Annotated in this window: 22 protein-coding genes and 2 pseudogenes; 9 read left to right on the top strand and 15 right to left on the bottom strand. The window is 43.0% G+C overall.

Annotated features, from left to right (window positions below; all coding sequences use genetic code 11):
- Nucleotides 1-455: 455 nt before the first annotated feature.
- Nucleotides 456-791 (bottom strand): helix-turn-helix domain-containing protein, encoded by a 336-nt coding sequence (locus GMA13_RS08265; RefSeq protein ID WP_255883788.1) that lies wholly within the window; start codon nucleotides 789-791, stop codon nucleotides 456-458.
- A gap of 308 nt (nucleotides 792-1,099) precedes the next feature.
- Between GMA13_RS08265 and GMA13_RS08260 the strand changes: the two genes are divergently transcribed.
- From GMA13_RS08260 to GMA13_RS08245, 4 genes and pseudogenes are all read left to right on the top strand, one after another.
- Nucleotides 1,100-1,933, top strand: a complete 834-nt coding sequence (locus tag GMA13_RS08260) for a nuclear transport factor 2 family protein (protein WP_255883789.1) — start codon at nucleotides 1,100-1,102, stop codon at nucleotides 1,931-1,933.
- A 71-nt stretch (nucleotides 1,934-2,004) separates the two neighbouring features.
- Nucleotides 2,005-2,619, top strand: a complete 615-nt coding sequence (locus GMA13_RS08255) for a 4Fe-4S binding protein (RefSeq protein WP_255883792.1) — start codon at nucleotides 2,005-2,007, stop codon at nucleotides 2,617-2,619.
- A gap of 4 nt (nucleotides 2,620-2,623) precedes the next feature.
- Nucleotides 2,624-3,398: pseudogene (locus GMA13_RS08250) on the top strand (protein-ADP-ribose hydrolase).
- Nucleotides 3,349-4,215 (top strand): Sir2 silent information regulator family NAD-dependent deacetylase, encoded by an 867-nt coding sequence (locus GMA13_RS08245; RefSeq protein ID WP_255883795.1) that lies wholly within the window; start codon nucleotides 3,349-3,351, stop codon nucleotides 4,213-4,215. The pseudogene GMA13_RS08250 and the gene GMA13_RS08245 overlap by 50 nt, the downstream one beginning before the upstream one ends.
- A gap of 41 nt (nucleotides 4,216-4,256) precedes the next feature.
- On the opposite strand, the gene GMA13_RS08240 is transcribed toward GMA13_RS08245, so the two are convergent.
- The 7 genes and pseudogenes from GMA13_RS08240 to GMA13_RS08210 form a co-directional block, all read right to left on the bottom strand.
- On the bottom strand, nucleotides 4,257-4,637 hold the full coding sequence (locus GMA13_RS08240; protein ID WP_255883798.1) for a TnpV protein: 381 nt from the start codon (nucleotides 4,635-4,637) through the stop codon (nucleotides 4,257-4,259).
- 9 nt (nucleotides 4,638-4,646) lie between these two features.
- Nucleotides 4,647-5,827, bottom strand: a pseudogene (locus GMA13_RS08235) (plasmid recombination protein).
- Between the two features lie 73 nt (nucleotides 5,828-5,900).
- Nucleotides 5,901-6,065, bottom strand: coding sequence for a hypothetical protein (locus GMA13_RS08230; RefSeq protein ID WP_255883799.1), 165 nt, complete (start codon nucleotides 6,063-6,065; stop codon nucleotides 5,901-5,903).
- Nucleotides 6,066-6,092: 27 nt separating this feature from the next.
- Nucleotides 6,093-7,208: a helicase RepA family protein gene (locus GMA13_RS08225; RefSeq protein WP_255883801.1), complete on the bottom strand. Its 1,116-nt coding sequence runs from the start codon at nucleotides 7,206-7,208 to the stop codon at nucleotides 6,093-6,095.
- A 12-nt stretch (nucleotides 7,209-7,220) separates the two neighbouring features.
- Complete coding sequence (locus GMA13_RS08220) at nucleotides 7,221-7,547, bottom strand: hypothetical protein (RefSeq protein WP_255883802.1); 327 nt, start codon at nucleotides 7,545-7,547, stop codon at nucleotides 7,221-7,223.
- Nucleotides 7,537-8,628 carry a site-specific integrase gene (locus tag GMA13_RS08215; RefSeq protein ID WP_255883804.1) on the bottom strand — a complete coding sequence of 364 codons (1,092 nt, stop codon included), beginning with the start codon at nucleotides 8,626-8,628 and terminating at the stop codon, nucleotides 7,537-7,539. Before GMA13_RS08215 ends, GMA13_RS08220 begins: the two co-directional genes overlap by 11 nt.
- Nucleotides 8,629-8,633: 5 nt before the next feature.
- Nucleotides 8,634-8,834: a helix-turn-helix domain-containing protein gene (locus GMA13_RS08210; protein WP_255883806.1), complete on the bottom strand. Its 201-nt coding sequence runs from the start codon at nucleotides 8,832-8,834 to the stop codon at nucleotides 8,634-8,636.
- A gap of 321 nt (nucleotides 8,835-9,155) precedes the next feature.
- Between GMA13_RS08210 and GMA13_RS08205 the strand changes: the two genes are divergently transcribed.
- Both GMA13_RS08205 and GMA13_RS08200 read left to right on the top strand, forming a co-directional pair.
- Nucleotides 9,156-9,650, top strand: a complete 495-nt coding sequence (locus GMA13_RS08205; RefSeq protein WP_255883808.1) for a helix-turn-helix domain-containing protein — start codon at nucleotides 9,156-9,158, stop codon at nucleotides 9,648-9,650.
- 11 nt (nucleotides 9,651-9,661) lie between these two features.
- Nucleotides 9,662-10,750, top strand: a complete 1,089-nt coding sequence (locus GMA13_RS08200) for a hypothetical protein (RefSeq protein WP_255883811.1) — start codon at nucleotides 9,662-9,664, stop codon at nucleotides 10,748-10,750.
- A gap of 142 nt (nucleotides 10,751-10,892) precedes the next feature.
- Here the strand turns inward: GMA13_RS08200 and guaA are convergent, their stop codons facing one another.
- The 5 genes from guaA to purC form a co-directional block, all read right to left on the bottom strand.
- Nucleotides 10,893-12,452 (bottom strand): glutamine-hydrolyzing GMP synthase, encoded by a 1,560-nt coding sequence (gene guaA, locus GMA13_RS08195; RefSeq protein ID WP_255883813.1) that lies wholly within the window; start codon nucleotides 12,450-12,452, stop codon nucleotides 10,893-10,895.
- Nucleotides 12,453-12,470: 18 nt separating this feature from the next.
- A complete protein-coding gene (locus GMA13_RS08190) occupies nucleotides 12,471-13,751 on the bottom strand; it encodes an adenylosuccinate synthase (protein WP_255883815.1) in 1,281 nt (426 codons plus the stop codon).
- Nucleotides 13,752-13,768: 17 nt separating this feature from the next.
- Nucleotides 13,769-15,199 carry an adenylosuccinate lyase gene (gene purB, locus GMA13_RS08185; RefSeq protein WP_255883817.1) on the bottom strand — a complete coding sequence of 477 codons (1,431 nt, stop codon included), beginning with the start codon at nucleotides 15,197-15,199 and terminating at the stop codon, nucleotides 13,769-13,771.
- 4 nt (nucleotides 15,200-15,203) lie between these two features.
- Complete coding sequence (purF, locus tag GMA13_RS08180; protein WP_255883820.1) at nucleotides 15,204-16,676, bottom strand: amidophosphoribosyltransferase; 1,473 nt, start codon at nucleotides 16,674-16,676, stop codon at nucleotides 15,204-15,206.
- Nucleotides 16,677-16,763: 87 nt separating this feature from the next.
- Nucleotides 16,764-17,468 carry a phosphoribosylaminoimidazolesuccinocarboxamide synthase gene (gene purC, locus GMA13_RS08175; protein ID WP_255883823.1) on the bottom strand — a complete coding sequence of 235 codons (705 nt, stop codon included), beginning with the start codon at nucleotides 17,466-17,468 and terminating at the stop codon, nucleotides 16,764-16,766.
- Nucleotides 17,469-17,881: 413 nt separating this feature from the next.
- Here purC and gdhA point away from each other — a divergent pair, with 413 nt between their 5' ends.
- The 3 genes from gdhA to GMA13_RS08160 all read left to right on the top strand — a co-directional run bounded on the left by gdhA (nucleotide 17,882) and on the right by GMA13_RS08160 (nucleotide 20,321).
- On the top strand, nucleotides 17,882-19,213 hold the full coding sequence (gene gdhA / locus GMA13_RS08170; RefSeq protein WP_255883826.1) for an NADP-specific glutamate dehydrogenase: 1,332 nt from the start codon (nucleotides 17,882-17,884) through the stop codon (nucleotides 19,211-19,213).
- 20 nt (nucleotides 19,214-19,233) lie between these two features.
- On the top strand, nucleotides 19,234-19,761 hold the full coding sequence (locus GMA13_RS08165; RefSeq protein WP_255883827.1) for a zinc-ribbon domain-containing protein: 528 nt from the start codon (nucleotides 19,234-19,236) through the stop codon (nucleotides 19,759-19,761).
- Between the two features lie 143 nt (nucleotides 19,762-19,904).
- Complete coding sequence (locus GMA13_RS08160; RefSeq protein WP_255883828.1) at nucleotides 19,905-20,321, top strand: PH domain-containing protein; 417 nt, start codon at nucleotides 19,905-19,907, stop codon at nucleotides 20,319-20,321.
- 153 nt (nucleotides 20,322-20,474) lie between these two features.
- Here the strand turns inward: GMA13_RS08160 and GMA13_RS08155 are convergent, their stop codons facing one another.
- Nucleotides 20,475-21,299 carry a hypothetical protein gene (locus tag GMA13_RS08155; RefSeq protein WP_255883830.1) on the bottom strand — a complete coding sequence of 275 codons (825 nt, stop codon included), beginning with the start codon at nucleotides 21,297-21,299 and terminating at the stop codon, nucleotides 20,475-20,477.
- 32 nt (nucleotides 21,300-21,331) lie between these two features.
- A complete protein-coding gene (locus tag GMA13_RS08150) occupies nucleotides 21,332-22,015 on the bottom strand; it encodes a response regulator transcription factor (RefSeq protein WP_255883833.1) in 684 nt (227 codons plus the stop codon).
- Nucleotides 22,016-22,056 lie beyond the last annotated feature (41 nt).

Raw genomic sequence — 22,056 nt, 5'->3', positions numbered from 1 at the left:
TTATTATTTCTGTTTCATATTCCTTTACATGTCGATAACTTCTTGGCATAAAAATATCCCTCCTGATGTATATTCTACATCAAGAGGGGTCTTTTTTCTATTGTCCATTTTTTACGGACTTGTTCAAAACCACAGCTAAGGGCTTTATAATATGGATTTTCAGCAGGCAGCCATCAGAATATTATTCTTAAACCGCCAAACCACTCGGTAGCAAGAATAATGCCGCCTTTGGGCGCTGTTATCAAATTGTTATCAAAAGGCAATCCGAGAGGTCGCAAACCCGCATAAATGCTGAATTTTTTGCGTTCTCGCCATCACTCTCACTCGCTCCCGAAAACTGTAACTTAAACAATTTTGTATGGGTATTTTTACTCATATTATCGGGAGTGTTCAGATTATCCATAAAATATGGACTGTCAAGATTTTTGTTGTCACTATGTTGTCACGCAAGGGGTTTATTTGCCTGATATACTGCTTTTATATCCTTCGCCCCAGTTCCACATAGCATCGAGAATAGGCTTCAAGCTCTGTCCCAATTCTGTCAAGGAATATTCTACTCTTGGCGGAACTTCAGCATATACTTTTCGATTAACGAGTCCGTTTTCTTCCATATCACGAAGCTGAGCAGTCAAAACCTTTTGAGATACGCTGCCTATTGATTTTTTCAGTTCTCCGAAACGCTTTGTCCCCGGCAGTAAGTCTCGGAGTATTAAAACCTTCCATTTATCGCCGATTAAGGTCAGCGTTGTTTCAACAGGGCAAGCCGGCAGTTCTTTTAATTTGTCGCTCATAATAAAGCCTCACAATAGTTTCTTTTTGTTCCTAACGATTAAATTATACCATACATCTAATATCGAAATCAAGTGTTTCTCCAAAATATAAAAAATTTCAAAAAATTTTTCTAAGCTCGAAAACGGCTGAAACCCCTTTGTTTACACATTTGTTTCCTCCCGGTAACCGTCCATTAGTTCCCTATTGGTAACTACACCACAATATTGTGCTTACTTTACAATGGGTACTGTCGCAAATATAATATAGTCAAGAGCTACGGAGAACGGCCGCTGCGAAGCTCGAAGCAAATTCAAAGGAGCAATCCAAAATGAACATTTTTAAGAAAATTTTTGGCAACAGCCACAAGGATATTCAGGAGGAAACGAAAATGACAAACACACAGAAAGCACTTGAGCTTATTAACACATTCGCAACCGGTGACACCGAGAAAGCAACCGAACTGCTTGCAGAAGGCTACATTCAGCACAACCTTGCATACGGAACAGGGCGTGACGCTTTTGTCGGTTCTGTTGCGTATCTTGCTTCCGCTCCGGTTAAGACAACCGTAAACAATATCCGTGCCTTTGAGGACGGTGACAAGGTATTCTTGCAGACCGTTTACAATTTTGCAGGTGCGGGTGAACAGGTTGCTTTTGACATCTTCCGCTTTGATGAAAACGGTAAGATTGCAGAGCATTGGGATAACCTTGCCGCAAAAGCAGAACCGAATCCGTCCGGCAGAACACAGATTGACGGAACTTTGGTAATCAAAGACCTTGACAAAACCGAAGCAAACCGTGAGGTCGTAAAGAACTTCCTTTACGATGTTATGCAGGGCAATCGTCCTGAGAAAACACCTGATTATTTTGACGGTGATACTTACCTTCAGCATAACACAGGAATCGCAGACGGTTTATCCGGTTTAGGTGCTGCACTCGCCGCTCTTGCAGAGCAAAACATTCAGATGATTTACACGACCGTACATCAGGTGCTTGCACAGGGCAACTTCGTACTTGCAGTAAGCGAAGGAACCTTCGGCGGTGCTCCTACCTCTTACTATGACCTTTGGAGAGTTGAGAACGGCAAGATTGCCGAGCATTGGGATGTAATGGAAACGATTGCTGACAAATCTACTTGGCAGAATCAGAACGGCAAGTTCTAACTATTACAACCGAAAGCCACGCAAGCGGTTTGTTTTGCGTGGCTTTCTCTACCGTAACGAGGAGGTATGAAATGAACTACCTGAAATATCTTGTTGATGAAATCCATACTACCGTAATGGCAACGGTAGATAATAACGGACTGCCGGTAACCTGTGCTATTGATATAATGGACTATGACGATAGCGGGCTGTTTTTTTTAACTGCAAAGGGTAAAAGCCTTTATGACAGATTAACACAAAAAGGATATGTTGCATTAACCGGAATGAAAGGTAACGACACATTATCCTGTGTTGCCGTTTCTGTCAACGGTAAGGTCAAGGAAATCGGCAGCGAACCGCTCGACAGCTTGTTTGAGAAAAACAGCTATATGAAAGAAATCTATCCGACAAAAGAGTCCCGCAAAGCTCTTACGGTTTTTCGCATTTATGAGGGAAGCGGCGAATGGTTCGACCTTTCAAAAAAGCCCATTGAGCGAGCTGCTTTCACCTTTGGGGACGTGCAAGAAATAAATGAGGGATATGTGATTAGCGATAACTGCGTCGGTTGTAAAGCGTGTGAATCAGTTTGTCCGCAAAACTGCATTGATTTTGGAACAATTCCTGCTATGGTTATTCAAAAGAACTGTCTGCATTGCGGTAACTGTATGACCGTCTGCCCCCATAATGCAGTTATCAAAAGAGGATAAGACTATGACACAAGCCGAGAAAAGAGAGTATTTACTCACAGAGCTTCTGAAAGAACTGCCGGAATACGAAAGCATAAAAATTCCGACAAACGAAACGGAGCAGAAAAATCTTTTGCGCTCTTTGTTTAATATCCGTATGCCTTTGCCTGTGAGTGATGATTTCATTGCCATACAAGACGAGTATCTTTGTGAGGAAACAAGGCAAAAAGGTATTACCAGTCTTGATGATTTAGAGCCTTCTGAACCGGATATTTATTTATGGCAGGGAGATATTACAACCCTTGCCTGTGACGCTATCGTAAACGCCGCCAATTCCGAAATGCTGGGCTGTTTCTGTCCCTGTCACGGTTGTATCGACAATGCGATTCACACCTTTGCAGGTGTTCAGCTTCGCTTGAAATGTGCTGAAATTATGAAGAAACAGATATACAAAGAAGAAACAGGCAAGGCAAAATTAACACCGGCATACAAATCTGCCCTGTAAATATGTACTTCACACAGTCGGTCCGATTGTAGGCGGAAGGCTTACAAGGCAAGACTGTGATTTGCTTGCTTCCTGCTACCGCTCCTGTCTGGAGCTTGCAGAGCAAAGCGGTATTAAAAGCATTGCGTTTTGCTGTATATCAACGGGAGAATTTCATTTTCCAAATGATACAGCCGCTGAAATTGCAATCAAAACAGTAAAAGACTTTAAGAGGCATTCACATAGCAAAATCAAGGTGGTATTCAATGTTTTCAAAGATACAGACTACGAAATCTACCGAGAACTTCTCGGATAATATAAAAAGATTGAAGAATGAAATCAACACGGCAGACGCTATTGTTATAGGGGCAGGAGCAGGTCTGTCCGCTTCAGCAGGCTTTGATTACGCCGGAGAACGATTCGAGAGGTATTTTTCGGACTTTCATAAAAAATACGGCATTACCGATATGTATTCGGGCGGTTTCTACCCTTACGAAACACCCCAAGAATACTGGGCGTGGTGGTCAAGGCATATTCTTGTAAACCGATATGACTGTCCTGTCGGCAAACCTTACAGCGATTTACTTAAACTTGTAAAAGATAAGGATTATTTTGTCCTGACAACGAATGTTGACCATCAGTTTCAGCGAGCGGGCTTTGACAAAAAACGTCTTTTCTACACACAGGGCGATTACGGCTTATGGCAATGCTCCAAGCCTTGTCACGATAAAACCTATGATAACGAAGAAACTGTCAGAGCAATGGCAGAACAGCAAAAGGATATGAAAACACCTACGGAGCTGATACCGAAATGTCCTGTTTGCGGTAGACCTATGACTATGAATCTGCGATGTGATAACTCTTTTTTGCAGGACGCAGGCTGGTTTGCGGCGGCAAACCGATATGAGGATTTTATTCGTCGCCACAGTAATTCCCATATCCTGTTTTTAGAACTCGGCGTCGGAATGAATACGCCTGTTATAATCAAATATCCGTTTTGGCAGATGACCACTAAGAACCCCAACTCTATCTACGCCTGCATCAATAAAGGGCAAGCAGTCTGCCCGCAGGAGATCAAAAGTCAGTCAATTTGTATTAATGCGGATATTGGTGATACGCTATCTTCAATATAGAAAAAACCGGCGGCAGAGATTTCTCCCTGCCGCCTGGGTGCTTATACCGTGTAAATCAATTCTGCATTTACAATTTCTGTTGCTCGATTACGGATATTGTTCATCTTTTGTACCCACAGCATTTGATTTTCTGCCTTAAGTTTTTCTGTAACATTTTCATTTTCGGCGAGTTCTTTTACCAGCCGGAGAAACATAGCGGTAGCTTGCCGCTCGATGTCATCAAGGTATGTGACAAGCTTTCCCGAAGTCATTAGATTAGCATATAGTACACGGTGATTCTCTCTTAAAAATCGTTTGTGCCTCATACCCCATACGCCGATATTTGCTTGTTTTTCTTCTTCGGACAGTTTCAAGACAGGGAGAAGATAATCCCCAACTTGTGTGTAAGTGCCGCCCATTTGTTCAAAAATTGTCTTTGCCATTTTGTTTTCCTACCTTTCAAAATCATTATTTCTAATGCGCTTTGTGCGCTGATTAGACGGTTGTTTTATATGCTTGCGTTGCTGTTCCTGCTCCTTTGCCTGTGAAATCAGAGCATCAATTTGCTGACTTCCGAACACCTTGCGGAGCAATCTAAAATCCTTATTTTCTGCACTAAGCGTAATGTTTTCATCTGTCAAACGGTCGTTGATTTTACTCAAACGCTCGTTCTCACGATAAAGGTTTGCGTTGATATTATTAAGTCGGTGATAGCTGTCAAGAGCGTGATAATAACGGTAAAACACCTCTTTGATTACCTCTTTCAACTTCTTTATCAATGGGTCAACGAATTTCTGCTTATAAGATTTTGCCGACATCAATGCAGGAGGATCGGGTAGTTGAAATTCGCTGTCTGTTTCAATGCGTTTTTCCAATTCTTCGATAACCTGTGTACCGTTATCATAGTTTTGAATACGGCTTTGCACCGTTTGAAACTCGTCTTTTTTCTCGGCAAGTTGGTTGTCCAATACAGCTATTTCCTTTTCTCGCTCCTGCTTTTTGTAATCCAAAACAGACAAGTGTTTTTCGTGAGTACCTTTGTGTTCCCATTCAATTCCGTGGCGTTCCATAACAAACGCAAGTGCAGATTTTTCTGCGCTTACCCATTGATTCCATTCGGTATCTCCACGGGTTCCGCCTTTAAATCCTTGTGCGGCAAGCGCCTGTTTGAGTGACACTCTTGTATCAAGTCCACGCTTGCTACCCGTGGTAAACGGAACAAAGTCAATGTGCAAATGGGGTGTTGCTTCATCCATATGCAGATGAGCCGAGAACACTTTTAACTGAGGATTACGTTCCTGAAACCCACGATAGTATTCATCTAAAATTTCTCTTGCAAGCTCTCCGTTTTCGCTTTCTGCGCTCATATTTTCTTTATCGCCTATCTGTAAAATCAGTTCGTGAAACGGCTTTTCTTGCTTGGAATTCTGATTTTTTCGTAATAGTTTTCTATCTTACGGTCGGCTCTTGTCTGCTTTGAATTATATCTTTCGAGAGCTTCGTCAAACAATTCGAGATAGACTTTCTTGATATTTTCATTGCAGTAGTCGATATTGAGATGTGTTCGGCTGCCGTCAACATTTTCCGCTTTAAACTTGCGGCTGTTATGATTGACAGAGCCTTTACCGACCATTGCACTTATCGTTCTTTTCATTAAATCTCACATCCTTTCCTTATCCGGCGTAGCCGGGGTTCTGTTACCCTTGTCAAGAGTAACGCAAAAGCACTTTTGACGGCCTACTGCCATCAAAAGCTGCTATTGCGCTCTCCGAGGGGCAAAGAGCCGCCTTTGAAAAGGCGCTCTCTGCACACTCCGATAAACTTAGCGTGTCGGTCTGTGACGATGGTGACGATGTTTTTGCTACCGCCAATAACACCGTCACGACCGACACGCATCGTCACGCTTGCTCAAGGTGTAGACGCACCTTGCGGCCATCGTGACAGCGTTTGTTCTCATAGCAGATACCGTACTCATTGAACAAACGCCCTGCATTGATATTCAGTTTCATCGACAGAGTGTTGGCTTTCATATCAATACCAAGCACCTCGACAAGATCCGTCGGTGAGCCACACCACTCGGCATTGTCTGCGGTGATAAACGCCGCTACTTTTTCGAGTAAAGGTTCGGGCGGCTCTTTCCAAAGCTCGGTTTCCACTCGCTCCAATTCCCATAATAGAGTTTCGGTATTGCGGACAAGGTGTAGCTTTTGGTCGGGTTGATCTCTGCCAGATACCTCAAGAGTGGCATTGTTGCTTGTACGCTTTTCCTTTTGCAGGATGAAGCCGCCATCTGCTGCGCCGAGCAGAGCCGTTGTGCCCGAGATCATATCAAACTTATCATCGGCATTTTGCTTTCGGGTGTGGTGTACGATTAAAACACAAATGCCGTAGCGGTCGGTAAACTTTTTGATACGGTTGATAATTTCATAATCGTTGGCGTAACTGTAATTATCACCGCCGACCTCACGCACTTTTTGAAGCGTGTCTATGATTATGAGCTTGGTGTCGGGGTGTTCGGTAACAAACCCCTGCAACTGTTCATCAAGTCCCTTGCCGATCTGACCTGCCGAAACAGAGAAGTGCAGATTGTCTGCGCTCTCCGTTCCGAACATTCGATATAAGCGTTCTTGAAGGCGGCGGTAATCATCTTCAAGAGCAAGGTACAGCACTGTTCCTTTTCGGACGGTATAGTTCCATAGCGGAGTTCCCGTGCTGACGTGATATGCCAACTGCGCCATTAGAAAACTTTTGCCGAGCTTGGGTGCGCCTGCGAAGATATACGTTCCCGGATAGAGCAAGCCGTCAATCAGCGGCGGTTTGCTTTTGTAAACGGTGTCGTACAGTTCGGTCATTGATACGGTTTTGAGATAGGACGGGTCCATCATTCGTATCATTTCACGCTGAATTTTCTCAAAACTCTTGAAATTTTCATCTTCGGTGGTTATAATATTTGCAGTAGATTTTAGAGAAGGCTGCTCCGTATCTGCGCCAACAGATACATTCGGAGCGGTCATTTTTTTTATCTATCATTCTGTTTCCTCCTTTAATCCGCCGAGAATGTCGGCAATCAGTTCAATAATATTAAGTAATTCATCATTCACACCGCCGCCGGCTTCAATTCTCTGTAACTCTTGAAGCACGGCGGCCAGTTCGTTTTTAAGTGCTTTATACACTCTCGGATTACCCTGAACAACGACATCTCTGTTCATACATTTTCGATAGCAGTATTCTTGTTTCGTGAGTCCCGACAGCGCCACGATACGGTTTATCGTTTCGTGTTCTTCGGGTGATACCCTAAATCCTACGGTGATACATCTGAATCGGTCGTGTTTATCTAAATTTTTAACTGACATTTTGTGTTGGCTCCTTTCGGAAATTGTTAAGCTTATCTGCCATATCCGTTTGTGTGGACGGGAACAGATGAGCGTAGTTATAAGTGATATTGATACTTTCGTGTCCTACTCGGTCTGCAATCGCCACAGCCGAATATCCCATTTCAATTAAGAGGGAAATGTGGCTGTGTCGCAGATCGTGAATACGGATACGCTTAACGCCTGCTTCGTCTGCGCCCCTTGTCATTTCACGGTGCAGATAGTTCTTTGAAATAGTAAACACACGATCATTCTTTTGCAGACCGTAGATTTTTGAGAGGTATTCCTTAATTTCCTCTACAAGAAAATCCGGCATTTTAATCACTCGGTTGCTTTTCGGTGTTTTTGGCTCAGTAATAACATCTCTGCCGTCAATACGCTGATAGGACTTATTGATAGTGACTGTACCACGCTCAAAATCAAAATCGCCGGCGGTCAAGGCTAACAGCTCACCCTCACGGATACCGCACCAATACAGCATTTCAAATGCGTAATAGGATACGGGTTTGTCCATTACCGCAAAGGCAAATTTCTGATATTCTTCTTGTGTCCAAAATAGCATTTCACGGTTTCTTGCCTTACCCATATTGCCGACCTTAGCGGCGGGATTTTCTTTCAAGCCATAGAACTTAACGGCGTGATTGAAAATGGCGCTGAGCTGATTGTGGAGCGTTTTAAGGTACACGGGAGAGTATTTCTTGCCGTTCTTGTCACAACCCTTGATCATTTCATTCTGCCAAGCAATAATATCTCTCGGCTGAATTTCGCCGATCTTGCGCTTGCCGAAGTACGGCAAGATTTTTGTGCGTATAATATGCTCCTTCGTGTGCCAAGTGTTTTCCTTAATGCGATTCTTCATATCCGCCGTATAGGTTTCAATAAAGCTCGCAAAGGTCATACTGAGGTCAGCCTGAGTCTTGTTTAGGAACTCTCGTTCCCAAGCAAGCGCATCACGTTTCGTTTGGAAACCTCTCTTTGTGCTTTGCTTTCGGTCTCCTTTCCAATCGGTCACTCGGTAGTAAACCATCCATGTGTTAGTTTTTTCGTCTTTGTAAACAGCCATTTACATCACTTCCTTTCCTTAACTTTGGCTGCATCGTAGCAGGTTTTGTCTAAAAAGAATTGTTTGTTGACTTTACCCGCCATTGTGAAAAATCCTTGTTCTTGCAGTTCGGCGTTCATTTTCCGTATCACCTTATAAGCGAATGATTTGGAAATCTTGAGTGCCTTTGCAACATCATCTGCCGTCATATAATAATCTTCAAACATTGCAGTTCCTCCTTTCGTATTTTTTGTGCCTTGTTTGATATCGCCGTTCTACCCAAGTGCCGTTCCTGCCCCTGCTTTTTAGCGGCGTTTTCTCGCTCGCTTCCTTTCGGAAGGTCTTGGCGGAGTATCCCACTCGGACGGTCATTCAATTGTCAGCAAATACACTAACGGAATTTGCTTAACTCTATTATACTAACGGATTTCCGTTAAGTCAATAGTTTTTTGAAAAAATACTAACTTTTTTTGCTTTTGTTATCTTGACATATCCTAACTGTATATGCTATACTCATTGTACAACACAGATTAAGGAGTGTAATTGCTATGGCAATCGGTGAAAGAATAAGATTTTTTCGAAATCTAAAAGGAATGACACAAAAGTTTCTCGGTGTTCAGGTCGGTTTTCCTGAGAAAACCGCTGACATTCGTATGGCACAATATGAGTCCGGCTCAAGATGCCCCAAAGCTGATTTAACAGAAGCACTTGCGAATGTATTAGGTGTTTCTACTATGGCTTTGAATGTTCCCGATATTGATACTGACCTCGGCTTTATGCACACGCTGTTTGCATTAGAGGACATTTACGGCTTGAAAATCGACAAACTCGATGACGAGATTTGCATCCGTCTTGATAAGAACAGAGGAACATCTTACATTTCTCTGCTTGAGCGTTTTACCGCTTGGCAGAAAGAAGCGGAGAAATATCGCAACGGCGAAATCAGCAAAGAGGAATATGACCATTGGCGTTATACATATCCCGAAGTAGAAGTACAGCGCACAAGGGATGCCCTTGATGCACTGCGAGATCAAGAGGGGTAATTCAAAACAAAATGGAAGATAAAGATGCATTGTATACAGCTTTAAAAGCGTTCTATGATGCCGAAGTTGAGCGCCAGGAAAAGTTAAAAGAAAAATATCCTGATGATGTACCTAATACTGTGTGTAATCACGCTTTCATCCGTGGATATTCTTTAGAGAACAGTTTTGGACCTAAAGAAGGAGATTACAACTATTTTTGTCAGATAGGATTTGAAACCCTTTACATATGGACATATCAAAAAAACGTTAATTCTGCTTTGGTATCTGAAACCCAACTTTCAGTTAAAGAATTACCATATTGGAAAACGGCAGCCAATCTAATATGGCTCTCCCTGTCTTTTGCAAAATGTTTCGAGTGTGCAACGATGGACGATCTACCTGATTATAAATGGATGTATTATTTTGATCCTTGTAAATCCACCATTGACAACACTACTTTTTATAACTTATCGAGCATTAAGCAAAAATTTATGTCGACAGGAATCCATTTAAAACCAACGGAAATTGCTTCATTGGCATCGGTAATTGAGTTACTCATACGAGATGATCAAGCATATACTGCACTTTCTCTTGTGTTTTCTGCCTTTTGCACTCACTCTTGTTGTCTAATCTGCGAAATGAGTAAGCATCCTTGGCATGACCATTTAGCTGAAGAACCCTCAATATGGCAACAAGCACAAATGTTGCCAAGCCTTGAAACAGCAGTTGTTCAATCATGCCGAGCTGTTGAAGCTATAATTGGTGAACCACCAAATCAAAAAAAGCCCGGAAAAGTATTTGCACATAAGCAGCACTGGAAAGACACAATTGGTATTGACCCCGACGATATATTTGAAAAAGCAAATATGTCGTATTTAGATTTTTACTACAAACTTTTCTTCGAACTTCGAAACCCGTCTGCTCACAGTTACGGAAATATACACTATGATTTGGCTCGTAAGCGAGCAGTTGAGTCTCAATGCTTTGCAGCGATAATTGTTCAAAAATACATTGATAAACATACTGTTGATAACGAAACAGCAATTGATTCTCTAAAATTCAATAGAGAATTGCTTGATAAAGTATCAGAAACAATGTCAACCTGCATGACAAAAGAATAAAAAAAGAGCTAACAGACTTTGTAACAAAAATCTGTTAGCTCTTTATTTTTGAATAATCTGAAATTGTTGTCAAAACGTTGTCACGAGGCTTTTTCAAGCCTCGAAAACCCAGCGTTTATGCGGGTTTTCAGCGTTCTCGCCATTATTCCCACTCAATAGTTGCGGGTGGCTTACTTGTTATGTCATAGCAAATGCGGTTTATGTGAGGAACCTCGTTTACAATTCGTACACTAATTCTGTCGAGCAATTCATACGGAACTCTCGACCAATCGGCTGTCATAAAATCACTTGTATTTACCGCACGAAGTGCAAGCAGATAGTCGTATGTTCTGCTGTCACCCATAACGCCTACTGAACGAGTGTCCGTAAGCACTGCGAAATACTGACTGAGGTTTTTATCCCAGCCTGCATTTGCTATTTCTTCTCTGTATATGAAATCAGCCTCACGCAGAATATCGGCTTTTTCTTTTGTTACATCGCCGATTATACGGATTGCAAGTCCCGGTCCCGGGAATGGCTGGCGCATAACAAGATATTCAGGCAAGCCAAGCTCTCTGCCAAGCTTGCGAACCTCGTCCTTGAACAGCAAATCAAGCGGCTCAAGCACACCCTTAAATCTTGCTACAACCTCAGGCGGCAGTAATTTATTGTGGTGGCTCTTTATAACGTCTGCATCACCCTTGCCCGATTCAATAACATCGGGGTAAATCGTACCCTGTGCAAGATAATCCTGCTTGGTAATTCCAAAACGCTCCGCCTCGTCCCTAAATACATATCCGAACTCTGCACCGATAATCTGACGCTTTTTCTGAGGGTCGGTAACACCTGCAAGCTTAGAAAGAAAACGCTCCTCAGCATTGACACGAACAAAATGAACATTCCACTTTCGGAATGCCTCCTCAACCTCGTCACCCTCGTTCTTACGCATAAGACCATGATCTACAAACACACAGGTCAATCTCTCGCCAATTGCCTCGGCAAGCAACGCTGCAAGAACAGATGAATCAACTCCGCCTGAAAGCGCTAAAAGCACACGTCCGTTCTCTCCGATAGTTTCTCGGAGCGACGCTACTGTGCGTTTGCAAAAATCGCCCATTGTCCAATCTCCGGCAACATTGCAGACCTTATAGAGGAAATTATGAATCATATCTGTTCCATTCTCAGTATGATTAACCTCCGGGTGGAACTGCACGCCGTAAAAGCCACGCTTTTCATCAGCAATAGCAACATTCGGACAAGCGTCCGAGTGTGCCATAAGCTTAAAACCATCCGGCAGCTTCGCCATATAGTCACCGTGGCTCATCCACGATACACCCTGCTCCGGAAGCTCCTGAAACAGCTTGCAATCGGTATTATAATATGTGATTGTCTTGCCGTATTCACGTGCTGTATCATCCTGAGCAGCAGCAACCTCACCGCCCAGCATATGTGCCATAAGCTGGCAGCCGTAGCATATTCCCAAAATAGGAATTCCCAGCTTAAAAACCTCTTCAGAGCATTTCGGAGATTCATCTTTATATACACTGTTCGGGCCACCTGTGAAAATAATGCCCTTCGGATTGAGCTTGCGGATTTCTTCAATACTCATTGTGTACGGATGTACCTCGCAATACACATTACATTCACGCACTCTTCTGGCTATAAGCTGATTATACTGCCCGCCAAAGTCCATTACTAAAACTGCTTCGTTTTTTCGCTCCATAATCACACCCCGCAAATTTTATCTGTAGATTATGTTATCTCTTGATGCGCCGTTTGATACGATACCGATTGGAATTCCAATTTGTGCCTCTGCAAACTCTATGTACTTTTTGCAGTTTTCCGGCAAATCGTCATAATTTTTAATGTCAGAAATGTCGCACTTCCAACCCGGCAGATTTTTCAGAATCGGCTTACATCTCTTAAGCTTTGTTGTTGATGGGAAGTAATCAATCTCCTCACCGTCAAGCTCATAACCAACGCATACCGGAATTTCATCAAGGTAGCCAAGCACATCAAGAACTGTAAATGCTATCTTTGTTGTACCCTGAACACGACAACCGTAGCGTGTTGCAACAAGGTCTAACCAGCCCATTCTTCTCGGTCTGCCTGTTGTTGCACCATATTCGCCGCCATCGCCGCCTCTGCGTCTTAGCTCGTCAGCAACTTCCTTATCGTGGATTTCGCTTACGAACTCGCCTGCGCCTACTGCTGAAGAATAAGCCTTTACTACCGTTACAATCTCCTTTATTTCATAAGGAGGTATTCCTGCGCCTACTGCGCCGTAGCCTGCGATTGTGTTTGAAGATGTTACCATCGGGTAAATACCAAAGTCAGTGTCCTTGAGTGCTCCGAGCTGACCCTCAAGAAGAATATTCTTTTCCTCTTTTACTGCGTGATAGAGGAAGTCGAAAGTGTCGGCAACATACGGAGCGAGCATTTCCTTATATTCCATAAGCTTATTAAAAATCTCTTCCTCGGTAATTGGCGGCTTATTGTAGAGATTTTTAAGTGTAGCATTTTTTATCTCAAGAACGTGCTTAATTTTCTCTTTAAGAGAATCAACGTCATCAAAAAGCTCGTTTACCTGGAAGCCTATCTTTGAGTATTTATCTGAATAAAACGGTGCAATACCCGATTTTGTTGAACCGAATGAGTTCTTGCCGAGTCGCTCCTCCTCGTAACAGTCAAACGCAACGTGATACGGCATTACAATCTGCGCTCTGTCGGATACAAGCACCTTCGGGGTTGGCACACCTCTTGACTCAAGCTCTGAAATTTCTTTGACAAGATTTTCAACGCTCAGTGCAACGCCGTTTCCGATTATATTTACAATATTGCTGTGAAAAACACCTGACGGAAGCTGATGAAGCGCAAACTTGCCGTAGCTGTTCACAATGGTATGTCCTGCATTGCTGCCGCCCTGAAAGCGGATAACTATATCTGAATCTTCTGCAAGCACGTCAGTAATTTTGCCCTTGCCCTCATCGCCCCAGTTGGCGCCTACTATTGCTTTAATCATAATATTACATTCTCCAATCAAACATTTATTTCAGCCTTGTAGTTATCCATATTCTCATACGGCTTCAAAGCGTTTTTAACCTCGTTGTTTATAAAATCCTCGGTTTGCTGCGGAGCACGTCCGACATACTTTTCGGGACTGATTATTGCGTGAAGCTGCTCAAGCGTTACGCCAAATGCAGGGTCGCCTGCTATTCTTTCAAGCAAATCGTTCTCGCCGCCCTCTTCCTTAATAACCTTTGAGGCAGCCATTGAGTGAACTCTTATCTTCTCATGCAATTCCTGACGGTTTCCGCCTGCCTTAACAGCATCCATCATTATGTTCTCAGTAGCCATAAACGGCAGCTCCTTGCGAAGTCTTTGCTCGATTACCTTTTCGTAAACAACAAGACCATCTGCAACATTTGCGTAAAGGTTCAAAATTCCATCTGTTGCAAGGAATGCCTCAGCAACGCTGATTCTCTTATTGGCAGAATCGTCCAGAGTTCTCTCAAACCACTGTGTTGACGCTGTCATAGCAGGATTAAGCTCGGTTGCTATAACGTATCTTGCAAGGCTTGCTATTCTCTCACTTCTCATAGGATTGCGCTTATACGCCATTGCCGACGAGCCTATCTGATTCTTTTCAAACGGCTCCTCTATCTCTTTAAGATGCTGTAAAAGTCTTATATCATTAGAGAACTTAGCGGCGCTCTGTGCAATTCCGCTTAATACTGAGAGCATCTGGTGGTCAAGCTTTCTTGAATAGGTCTGACCTGAAACGGCAAAGCAAGCCTTATAACCCATTTTCTCGGCAATTTTGCGGTCAAGCTCACGGCATTTTTCGTGGTCGCCGTCAAACAGCTCTAAGAAACTTGCCTGTGTGCCTGTTGTACCCTTTGAGCCTAATAGCTTAGACTTGCTGAGCTGATATTCAACGTCCTCCAAATCCATAAGCAAATCCTGAATCCAGAGTGTTGCTCTTTTGCCAACAGTTGTCGGCTGAGCCGGCTGGAAGTGTGTAAACGCAAGGGTCGGAAGATTCTTATATTTCATTGCAAAGGCACTTAACTCCTTGATTACTGTTACAAGCTTATTTCTCAGGTATTCAAGCGCCTCTGTCATTATTATAATATCTGTATTGTCGCCAACATAACAGCTTGTTGCACCCAGGTGGATAATTCCCTTAGCCTTAGGGCACTGAACGCCGTATGCGTAAACGTGCGACATAACATCGTGGCGCACAAGCTTTTCACGCTCAACGGCTACATCATAGTTGATGTCGTCGGCGTGCTCCTTAAGCTCGTCTATCTGCTCCTGTGTAACAGGCAGACCAAGCTCCATTTCTGCCTCGGCAAGAGCTATCCAGAGCCTGCGCCATGTTCTGAATTTCTTATCAGGAGAGAAGATGTACTTCATCTCCTTATCTGCATATCTTGATGAAAGTGGGGATTCATAAACGTCCTTCATTTTCTTATCCTTTCTTGCCAATGCATTGATTGTTATTATCGTAATTCATTCCGCCTCGTTCCTTGCCGGCGAGCATTTTCTCTGTTGTTTCAGCAGGATAATTGCCCGTAAAGCAAGCGTCACAGAAGCCGCAATCTTTATTATAGAGCATCTCATGCAGTGCCTTTGCAGGCAAAAAGCCAATTGAGTCTGCTCCGCTGATTTTGCCTATCTCCTCAATAGTATAGTTGCAGGCGATAAGCTCCTCCTTTGACGGAATGTCAGTGCCGTAATAACACGGCCACATAAACGGTGGCGAGCTTATCCTCAAATGAACCTCTTTTGCGCCTGCGTCCTTGAGCATTTTAACAATTCTGTCGCAGGTTGTGCCACGCACGATACTGTCATCAAGCATAACAACACGTTTGCCCTTGACTGTATTGCAAAGAGGATTCAGCTTAATACGAACACTCTTAATACGCTCCTGCTGAGTAGGCTTAATAAAGGTTCTGCCGATATATCCGTTTTTAACAATTCCCTTTTCATACGGAATACCGCTTTCCTCACTGTATCCTATTGCGGCGTCAATGCCGGACTCAGGCACGCCGATTACAAGGTCGGCTTCAACCGGATATTCACGGGCGAGTATTCTGCCCGCCTGCTTTCTCGCTTCATATACGCCTATACCGTCAATAACTGAGTCTGTTCTTGCAAAGTATATATACTCAAAAACACACAGCGACTTTTTGCCGCCGCAGTGATCTTTTATAGAGCGAACTCCGTCTTCGTCAACAACAATAATTTCGCCTGGCTCAACGTCACGAACAAACTCTGCTCCCGCAGCATCAAGTGCAGCTGTTTCGCTTGCAAATACTATTGTATTGTTCACCCTGCCCATACAAAGCGGTCTGAAGCCGTGTGGGTCTCTGGCGGCTATAAGCTTTCTCGGACTCATTACAAGCAGAGAATATGCGCCGTTTATCTGATACATTGCACGCCGCACAGCCTCCTCTACCGAGTGGCTCTTAATTCTCTCCCTTGCTATTACATATGCAATAACCTCGGAGTCGATTGTAGTTTGAAAAATAGCGCCCCTGTGCTCAAGCTCACGGCGGATTTCAACGGCGTTTGTAAGATTTCCGTTGTGCGCTATTGCTATAACGCCCTTGACATAGCGCATAACAAGCGGCTGTGAGTTTTCTCTCACACTGCCGCCGGCGGTTGAATAACGCACATGAGAGACAGCTATCTGTCCCTCAAGGCTGTCAAGAATTTTATTGTTGAAAACCTCGCTTACAAGACCCATGTCCTTATGGCTGCTTATAACGCCGCAGTCATTCACGGCAATTCCGCAGCTTTCCTGTCCTCTGTGTTGAAGAGCCAAAAGCCCGTTGTAGCAGGAATACGCAGGGTTAAGAGTACCGTCGCTGTAAATACCAAAAACGCCACACTCCTCATGAAGTCCCTCTGTGCCGTATCCGTCAAAAGAAAAATCCAATAAACTCACCCCAAAAATATTTCAAACAGTCGTTAGCTTATTATTCCTTATTTTTATATTCAGTGTGGTGAATAATTTAACAAAGACTTAAAGACCTATTCTTCTCATAACCTCGGCATATGCCTCTTCAACACCGCCCATATCACGACGGAAACGGTCCTTGTCGAGCTTCTCCTGAGTGTTTACATCCCAGAAACGGCAGGTATCGGGTGAGATTTCGTCTGCAAGGAGAATTTCGCCCTTGAAGCGGCCAAACTCAAGCTTAAAGTCGATAAGGTCAATATTTACGCTCTTGAAGAACTCAATCATAACCTCATTTATCTTAAGAGCCATTGAAGAAATAGTGTCGATTTCCTCTTTAGTTGCAAGCTCAGCAGCAAGAATGTGGTACTCGTTTACAATTGGGTCGCCAAGGTCGTCATTTTTATAGCAAAACTCAAGAACAGTCGTCTTCATCGGTGTTCCCTCAGGAAGTCCAAGACGCTTTGAAAGACTGCCGGCAGCCTTGTTTCTTACGATAACCTCAAGCGGTACAATCTCAACTCTTTTTAATACGGTGTCACGGTCGTTAAGCTCCTCTACAAAGTCGGTTTTGATTCCCTTTTCCTCTAAGAGCTTGAACATAAAGTTAGACATCTTGTTGTTAACTACACCCTTGCCAACAATTGTGCCCTTCTTTTCGCCGTTAAATGCTGTTGCGTCATCCTTATAGGATACAATGCACAAATCAGGATCTGTTGTTTCAAAAACCTTTTTTGCCTTGCCCTCATAAATCTGTTTGCCTTTTTCCATCAGAGAAAACCCCTTTCAGTATGTAATCAAAATTTTGAAAATAAAAATTCAATTTACATTATACTCTAAATTACAGATTTTAGCAATAACATTTTAAACTTTGTCAAACAGGAATTATATTTAGCATAAAAAATGACAATTTTTGGTGTTTCAAATAACATTTACTGCATTTGCAACAGTAAAAAGAGCGTAAACACACGCAAAGCCAACATAATTTTGAAATTTTTTCAAATTTTTCTTGCAAAAACTTGCAAAAAAAGAAAAATAGTGTTATTATAATACACAAATCATATAATTTACTGTGCAGCAAAGGCGCTGTGGTTAAGTTATTAGTGCATCAGTGCCTGTATTTTTCAGCGTGCTGATGTTTTTTATATGTAAAAAAATAAAAAATTAAAAAAGGAGGGCTTCCAATGTCATACGTAAGTGAACAGTTAGAGAAGCTAAAGGCAAAAAATTCAAACGAGCCGGAATTTATTCAGGCTGCAACAGAGGTTTTGGAGTCACTCGCACCGGTATTTGAACAGAATCCGCAGTACGAGCAGGCAGGTATTCTTGAGAGAATCACAGAGCCTGAGCGTGTTATTATGTTCCGTGTTCCTTGGGTTGATGACAACGGCAAGGTTCAGGTTAACCGTGGCTTCCGTGTTCAGTTCAACAGCGCTATCGGACCTTACAAGGGCGGCTTAAGACTTCACCCGTCAGTAAACCTCGGCGTTATCAAATTCCTCGGTTTTGAGCAGATTTTCAAGAACTCTCTTACAGGTCTTCCAATCGGCGGCGGTAAGGGCGGCTCTGACTTTGACCCGAAGGGCAAGAGCGACCGTGAGGTTATGGCTTTCTGCCAGAGCTTTATGACAGAGCTTCAGCGTCACATTGGTGCTGACACTGACGTACCTGCCGGCGACATCGGCACAGGCGCACGTGAAATTGGCTTTATGTTTGGTCAGTACAAGAGACTTAAGAACTGCTATGAGGGCGTTTTGACAGGTAAGGGTCTTACATACGGCGGTTCTCTTGCAAGAACAGAGGCAACCGGCTACGGTCTTCTTTACCTCACAGAAGAGATGCTCAAGCAAAACGGTCGTGACATTAACGGCGCAGTAGTAAGCATTTCTGGCGCAGGTAACGTTGCTATTTACGCAACTGAGAAGGCAACACAGCTTGGCGCTAAGGTTGTTACTCTTTCAGATTCAACAGGCTGGATTTACGATGCAGAGGGCATCGACCTTGACGCTGTTAAGGAAATCAAGGAAGTTAAGAGAGACAGACTCAGCACATACAAGAACTATCGTCCGAACGCAGAGTATCACGAGGGCAAGTTTGACTGGTCAGTTAAGTGTGACGTTGCTCTTCCGTGTGCAACACAGAACGAGCTTGACAAGGCTGCTGCTGAAACACTCGTTAAGAACGGTGTATACGCTGTTGCTGAGGGTGCTAATATGCCTTCTACACCGGATGCAGTTGAGGTATTCCAGGCTAACGGCGTTCTGTTTGCTCCAGGTAAGGCTGCAAACGCAGGCGGCGTTGCTACATCTGCTCTTGAGATGAGCCAGAACTCAATGCGTCTTTCATGGACATTTGAAGAGGTTGACCAGAAGCTTCAGGGCATTATGGTTAATATCTTCAACAATATTTCCGATGCTGCAAAGCGTTACGGCGTTGAGGGCAACTATGTTGCAGGCGCTAATATTGCAGGCTTTGAGAAGGTTGCAAACGCAATGCTCGCACAGGGTGTAATCTGATAACACAAGGAGGATTTTAGATGACTTGTCCGAAATGCGGCAATCAGCTTGCAGACGGCTCTACCTTCTGCACAAACTGCGGCACACAGCTTGGCGCAGCTTCACCGTTTGCGCAGCAGCAGGTAAACCAGCAGGCTAACGCACCTTATCAGAATCAGTATCAAAATCAGAACGGTTACGCCGGATATGCTCCTGCATATGACCCGTATGACCACACCGCTGACTACGATGTAAAAGATATTTCCGAAAATAAAGTTATTGCGATGTTACCATATCTTTTGGGAATTGTCGGTATTATAATTGCAATGCTCGGCGCAAATGAGTCGCCTTATGTAAAATTCCACGTAAGACAGGCACTTAAATTTACTGTAATTGACGCTTTACTGACAATAGTCGGAATTGTACTTATCTGGACAATTATTGTTCCAATTGCATGTGCAGTTATGTCGATAGTTTTCTTGGTAATCAAGATAATCTGCTTTGTTCAGATTTGCGGCGGTAAGGCAAAAGAGCCTGTTATCATACGCAGTCTTCCGTTTTTTAAGTAATATCGAATTCAACAAAGAAACGCCTCGTTTTGTGAACTTAACCACAAAATGAGGCATTTTTCTTTTGATATTGTTGCATACTTTAATTTGCTCTGATATAATATTAATAAACATTCTATGAGTACAAATTTAGGAGGTATGTTATGAGTGAGCAAAATGTAATTATAAAAGAGAGAAAAAGATGGGTTTTCTTTGGACTTCCGTTTACATTTACAACATACACGCTTAACGAAAGGAAGCTTCTTATCAACAGCGGCCTTTTATCAAGCGTAGAGGATGAAATTCTTTTGTACAGAGTGCTTGATTTAACGCTGAGAAAAACGCTTTTTCAAAAGCTTTTCGGACTTGGCACAGTTATTGTTCACGCACAGGACCAAACTACGCCGACACTTGAGCTTAAGAACATAAAGAACTCGCACAAGTTCAAGGAACTTCTTTCAGAGCAGGTTGAAAAGGAAAAATCAAGACTCAGAATAAGAAAGGGCGAGGTTATTTCAGACGGTCCGTGCGACTGTGATGATTTCAGCGATATTAATGACACACTCAACAGCGACATATAAAATATGATACAAACAATTAAAGGCAGTGATTCGCACCTATCCTTTGTGCATCACTGCCTTTAATATATTCAATGCATCCGTCAAACTAAAACCCTATAAGATTATACTACTATATTTCTGATTTTACAAGAAAAAATTCAAAAAATAAAGGATTTACACACCTTGATCAAGCTCTTTGATAAGTCTGGTTTTCTGAAAATGAAGCATAGCCGCCCTTTCCTCTGCCCAAGAATAGTCACTTAAGTATTCACCGTTGTAAAGCTCTATGTTCGCAATTGGCGACCTTCTGAACTTGTAGTAATCACAGCTTATATTATTAGGATTTATCCCACACGAGCCACGCTTGACTAAAAATACGTTTTGAATATCATACTCCTCAAGAGTTCGCCTTATGTTCATAACAGCCTTTCTGTAAAGCGCCTTTACCTTATCGTCATACGGTCTTTCGCCCCACAGCTTATCCGAGGCTTCCCCAATAGTAACCTCTGCCCCACAGTGGTCTGCACAAAGGGCAAAAAGCTCCTTAGCTTTATTGCTTTTAAACTTAACTGCTCGTCCGTCGCAAAACACGCCGAACTTACCAAACATATGCATAACCACCGGACAGCCGCTTGATTTGTTCAGCACATACGCACGTCTGACGGCACCTCTGAATTCATATTTTGAAAACGGTTTAATAAGACAGAAATCAGCTCTTATTTTAACCGCCTCAAAACTCTGCTGTGGCTGAGTGATAAAGTAAATAAGCACAACTGATGAATTTAATCTGCGCAGTGAAGTGCCAAACTCAATAGCATCTTCATCACCATCGGGATAGTCAATCAAGGCAAAATCAACTGTTCTGCCTTGCGCAAGCTTAAGTGCCTGCATATATGAAGCATATTTGCCCAGAACATTAATCTCAAGATGTTCCGAGCAAAGCTGTGACATAAGATCAAGGCACAGCTCATTTTTACTAATCAAAATTGTATTTACCATAATAAATCACCCGGACAGAAGTTGGTGGTATATCAGCCGTGAATCAGGCGAATAAGCTCCATACGTGAATTAATCCCAAGCTTTTTATATGCGTTGTGAAGTGTTTTCTTTACTGTACCCTCTGTTATCATCAGCTTGTGAGCTATATATCGGTTTGTGCAGCCACTGGCGGCTAAATCAACTATCTGCTGCTCTCTGTCTGTAATACCCTTTAGCACCTCAGGCTCTTTAACATAATCAGAATTATACGTCGGCAGAACGTTGAGAAGTACATTTTGTGAACCGCTATCACTAATAAACGGCACAAAAAGAACAGTATATACCTTTTCATCTCCGTTTCGGTAATCAACACGAAGCCTGCACTCAGTCGGCGTCATCGTACTAACGCAGCTTTCAACAGCACAGCAGTAAAGAATATCTCCAAACGAAAAGCGGCAACCGTTAAATATTCCCAGAAATCCGGTGGACACATTTCGGAAAAACCTTCGTCCGTCCTCCCCTTGTCCAATAACGCATACTCCTATATAAACATTTTCATCGTCTTTGTCAGTGGAAACGCTGCTCACCTCATGAAACCCACCTACAGGAGCAGCATAAAAGCCGTAGCCGCCGTTTTCAGACGGGTTCGCCAATGCACACTTGCAAGTCTCGCCTGAGCCATAGCACGACGCATTATATTCAAAATACTTTCGTATTTCCACATTACCGCTTTCCATAAATCATCACCTTGGCTACAAATTATAAACTGTATATAGCA

The sequence above is a fragment of the Ruminococcus sp. zg-924 genome (assembly GCF_024433635.1).
GTDB lineage: Bacteria > Bacillota > Clostridia > Oscillospirales > Acutalibacteraceae > UBA7067.
This window is presented reverse-complemented; position numbering and strand designations above follow the sequence as displayed.

Bases quoted from the DNA above. Each gene is read 5' to 3' on its own strand.
- purB (WP_255883817.1), bottom strand. From the start codon at position 15,199: ATGAAGGACGTTTATGAATCCCCACTTTCATCAAGATATGCAGATAAG.
- GMA13_RS08215 (WP_255883804.1), bottom strand. From the start codon at position 8,628: ATGGCTGTTTACAAAGACGAAAAAACTAACACATGGATGGTTTACTAC.
- GMA13_RS08225 (WP_255883801.1), bottom strand. From the start codon at position 7,208: ATGACCGCTCCGAATGTATCTGTTGGCGCAGATACGGAGCAGCCTTCT.
- GMA13_RS08265 (WP_255883788.1), bottom strand. From the start codon at position 791: ATGAGCGACAAATTAAAAGAACTGCCGGCTTGCCCTGTTGAAACAACG.
- GMA13_RS08150 (WP_255883833.1), bottom strand. From the start codon at position 22,015: ATGGAAAGCGGTAATGTGGAAATACGAAAGTATTTTGAATATAATGCG.
- GMA13_RS08245 (WP_255883795.1), top strand. From the start codon at position 3,349: ATGTTTTCAAAGATACAGACTACGAAATCTACCGAGAACTTCTCGGAT.
- gdhA (WP_255883826.1), top strand. From the start codon at position 17,882: ATGTCATACGTAAGTGAACAGTTAGAGAAGCTAAAGGCAAAAAATTCA.
- GMA13_RS08155 (WP_255883830.1), bottom strand. From the start codon at position 21,299: ATGGTAAATACAATTTTGATTAGTAAAAATGAGCTGTGCCTTGATCTT.
- purC (WP_255883823.1), bottom strand. From the start codon at position 17,468: ATGGAAAAAGGCAAACAGATTTATGAGGGCAAGGCAAAAAAGGTTTTT.
- GMA13_RS08190 (WP_255883815.1), bottom strand. From the start codon at position 13,751: ATGATTAAAGCAATAGTAGGCGCCAACTGGGGCGATGAGGGCAAGGGC.
- GMA13_RS08220 (WP_255883802.1), bottom strand. From the start codon at position 7,547: ATGTCAGTTAAAAATTTAGATAAACACGACCGATTCAGATGTATCACC.
- GMA13_RS08210 (WP_255883806.1), bottom strand. From the start codon at position 8,834: ATGTTTGAAGATTATTATATGACGGCAGATGATGTTGCAAAGGCACTC.
- GMA13_RS08240 (WP_255883798.1), bottom strand. From the start codon at position 4,637: ATGGCAAAGACAATTTTTGAACAAATGGGCGGCACTTACACACAAGTT.
- GMA13_RS08200 (WP_255883811.1), top strand. From the start codon at position 9,662: ATGGAAGATAAAGATGCATTGTATACAGCTTTAAAAGCGTTCTATGAT.
- GMA13_RS08165 (WP_255883827.1), top strand. From the start codon at position 19,234: ATGACTTGTCCGAAATGCGGCAATCAGCTTGCAGACGGCTCTACCTTC.
- guaA (WP_255883813.1), bottom strand. From the start codon at position 12,452: ATGGAGCGAAAAAACGAAGCAGTTTTAGTAATGGACTTTGGCGGGCAG.
- GMA13_RS08260 (WP_255883789.1), top strand. From the start codon at position 1,100: ATGAACATTTTTAAGAAAATTTTTGGCAACAGCCACAAGGATATTCAG.
- GMA13_RS08205 (WP_255883808.1), top strand. From the start codon at position 9,156: ATGGCAATCGGTGAAAGAATAAGATTTTTTCGAAATCTAAAAGGAATG.
- GMA13_RS08160 (WP_255883828.1), top strand. From the start codon at position 19,905: ATGAGTGAGCAAAATGTAATTATAAAAGAGAGAAAAAGATGGGTTTTC.
- GMA13_RS08255 (WP_255883792.1), top strand. From the start codon at position 2,005: ATGAACTACCTGAAATATCTTGTTGATGAAATCCATACTACCGTAATG.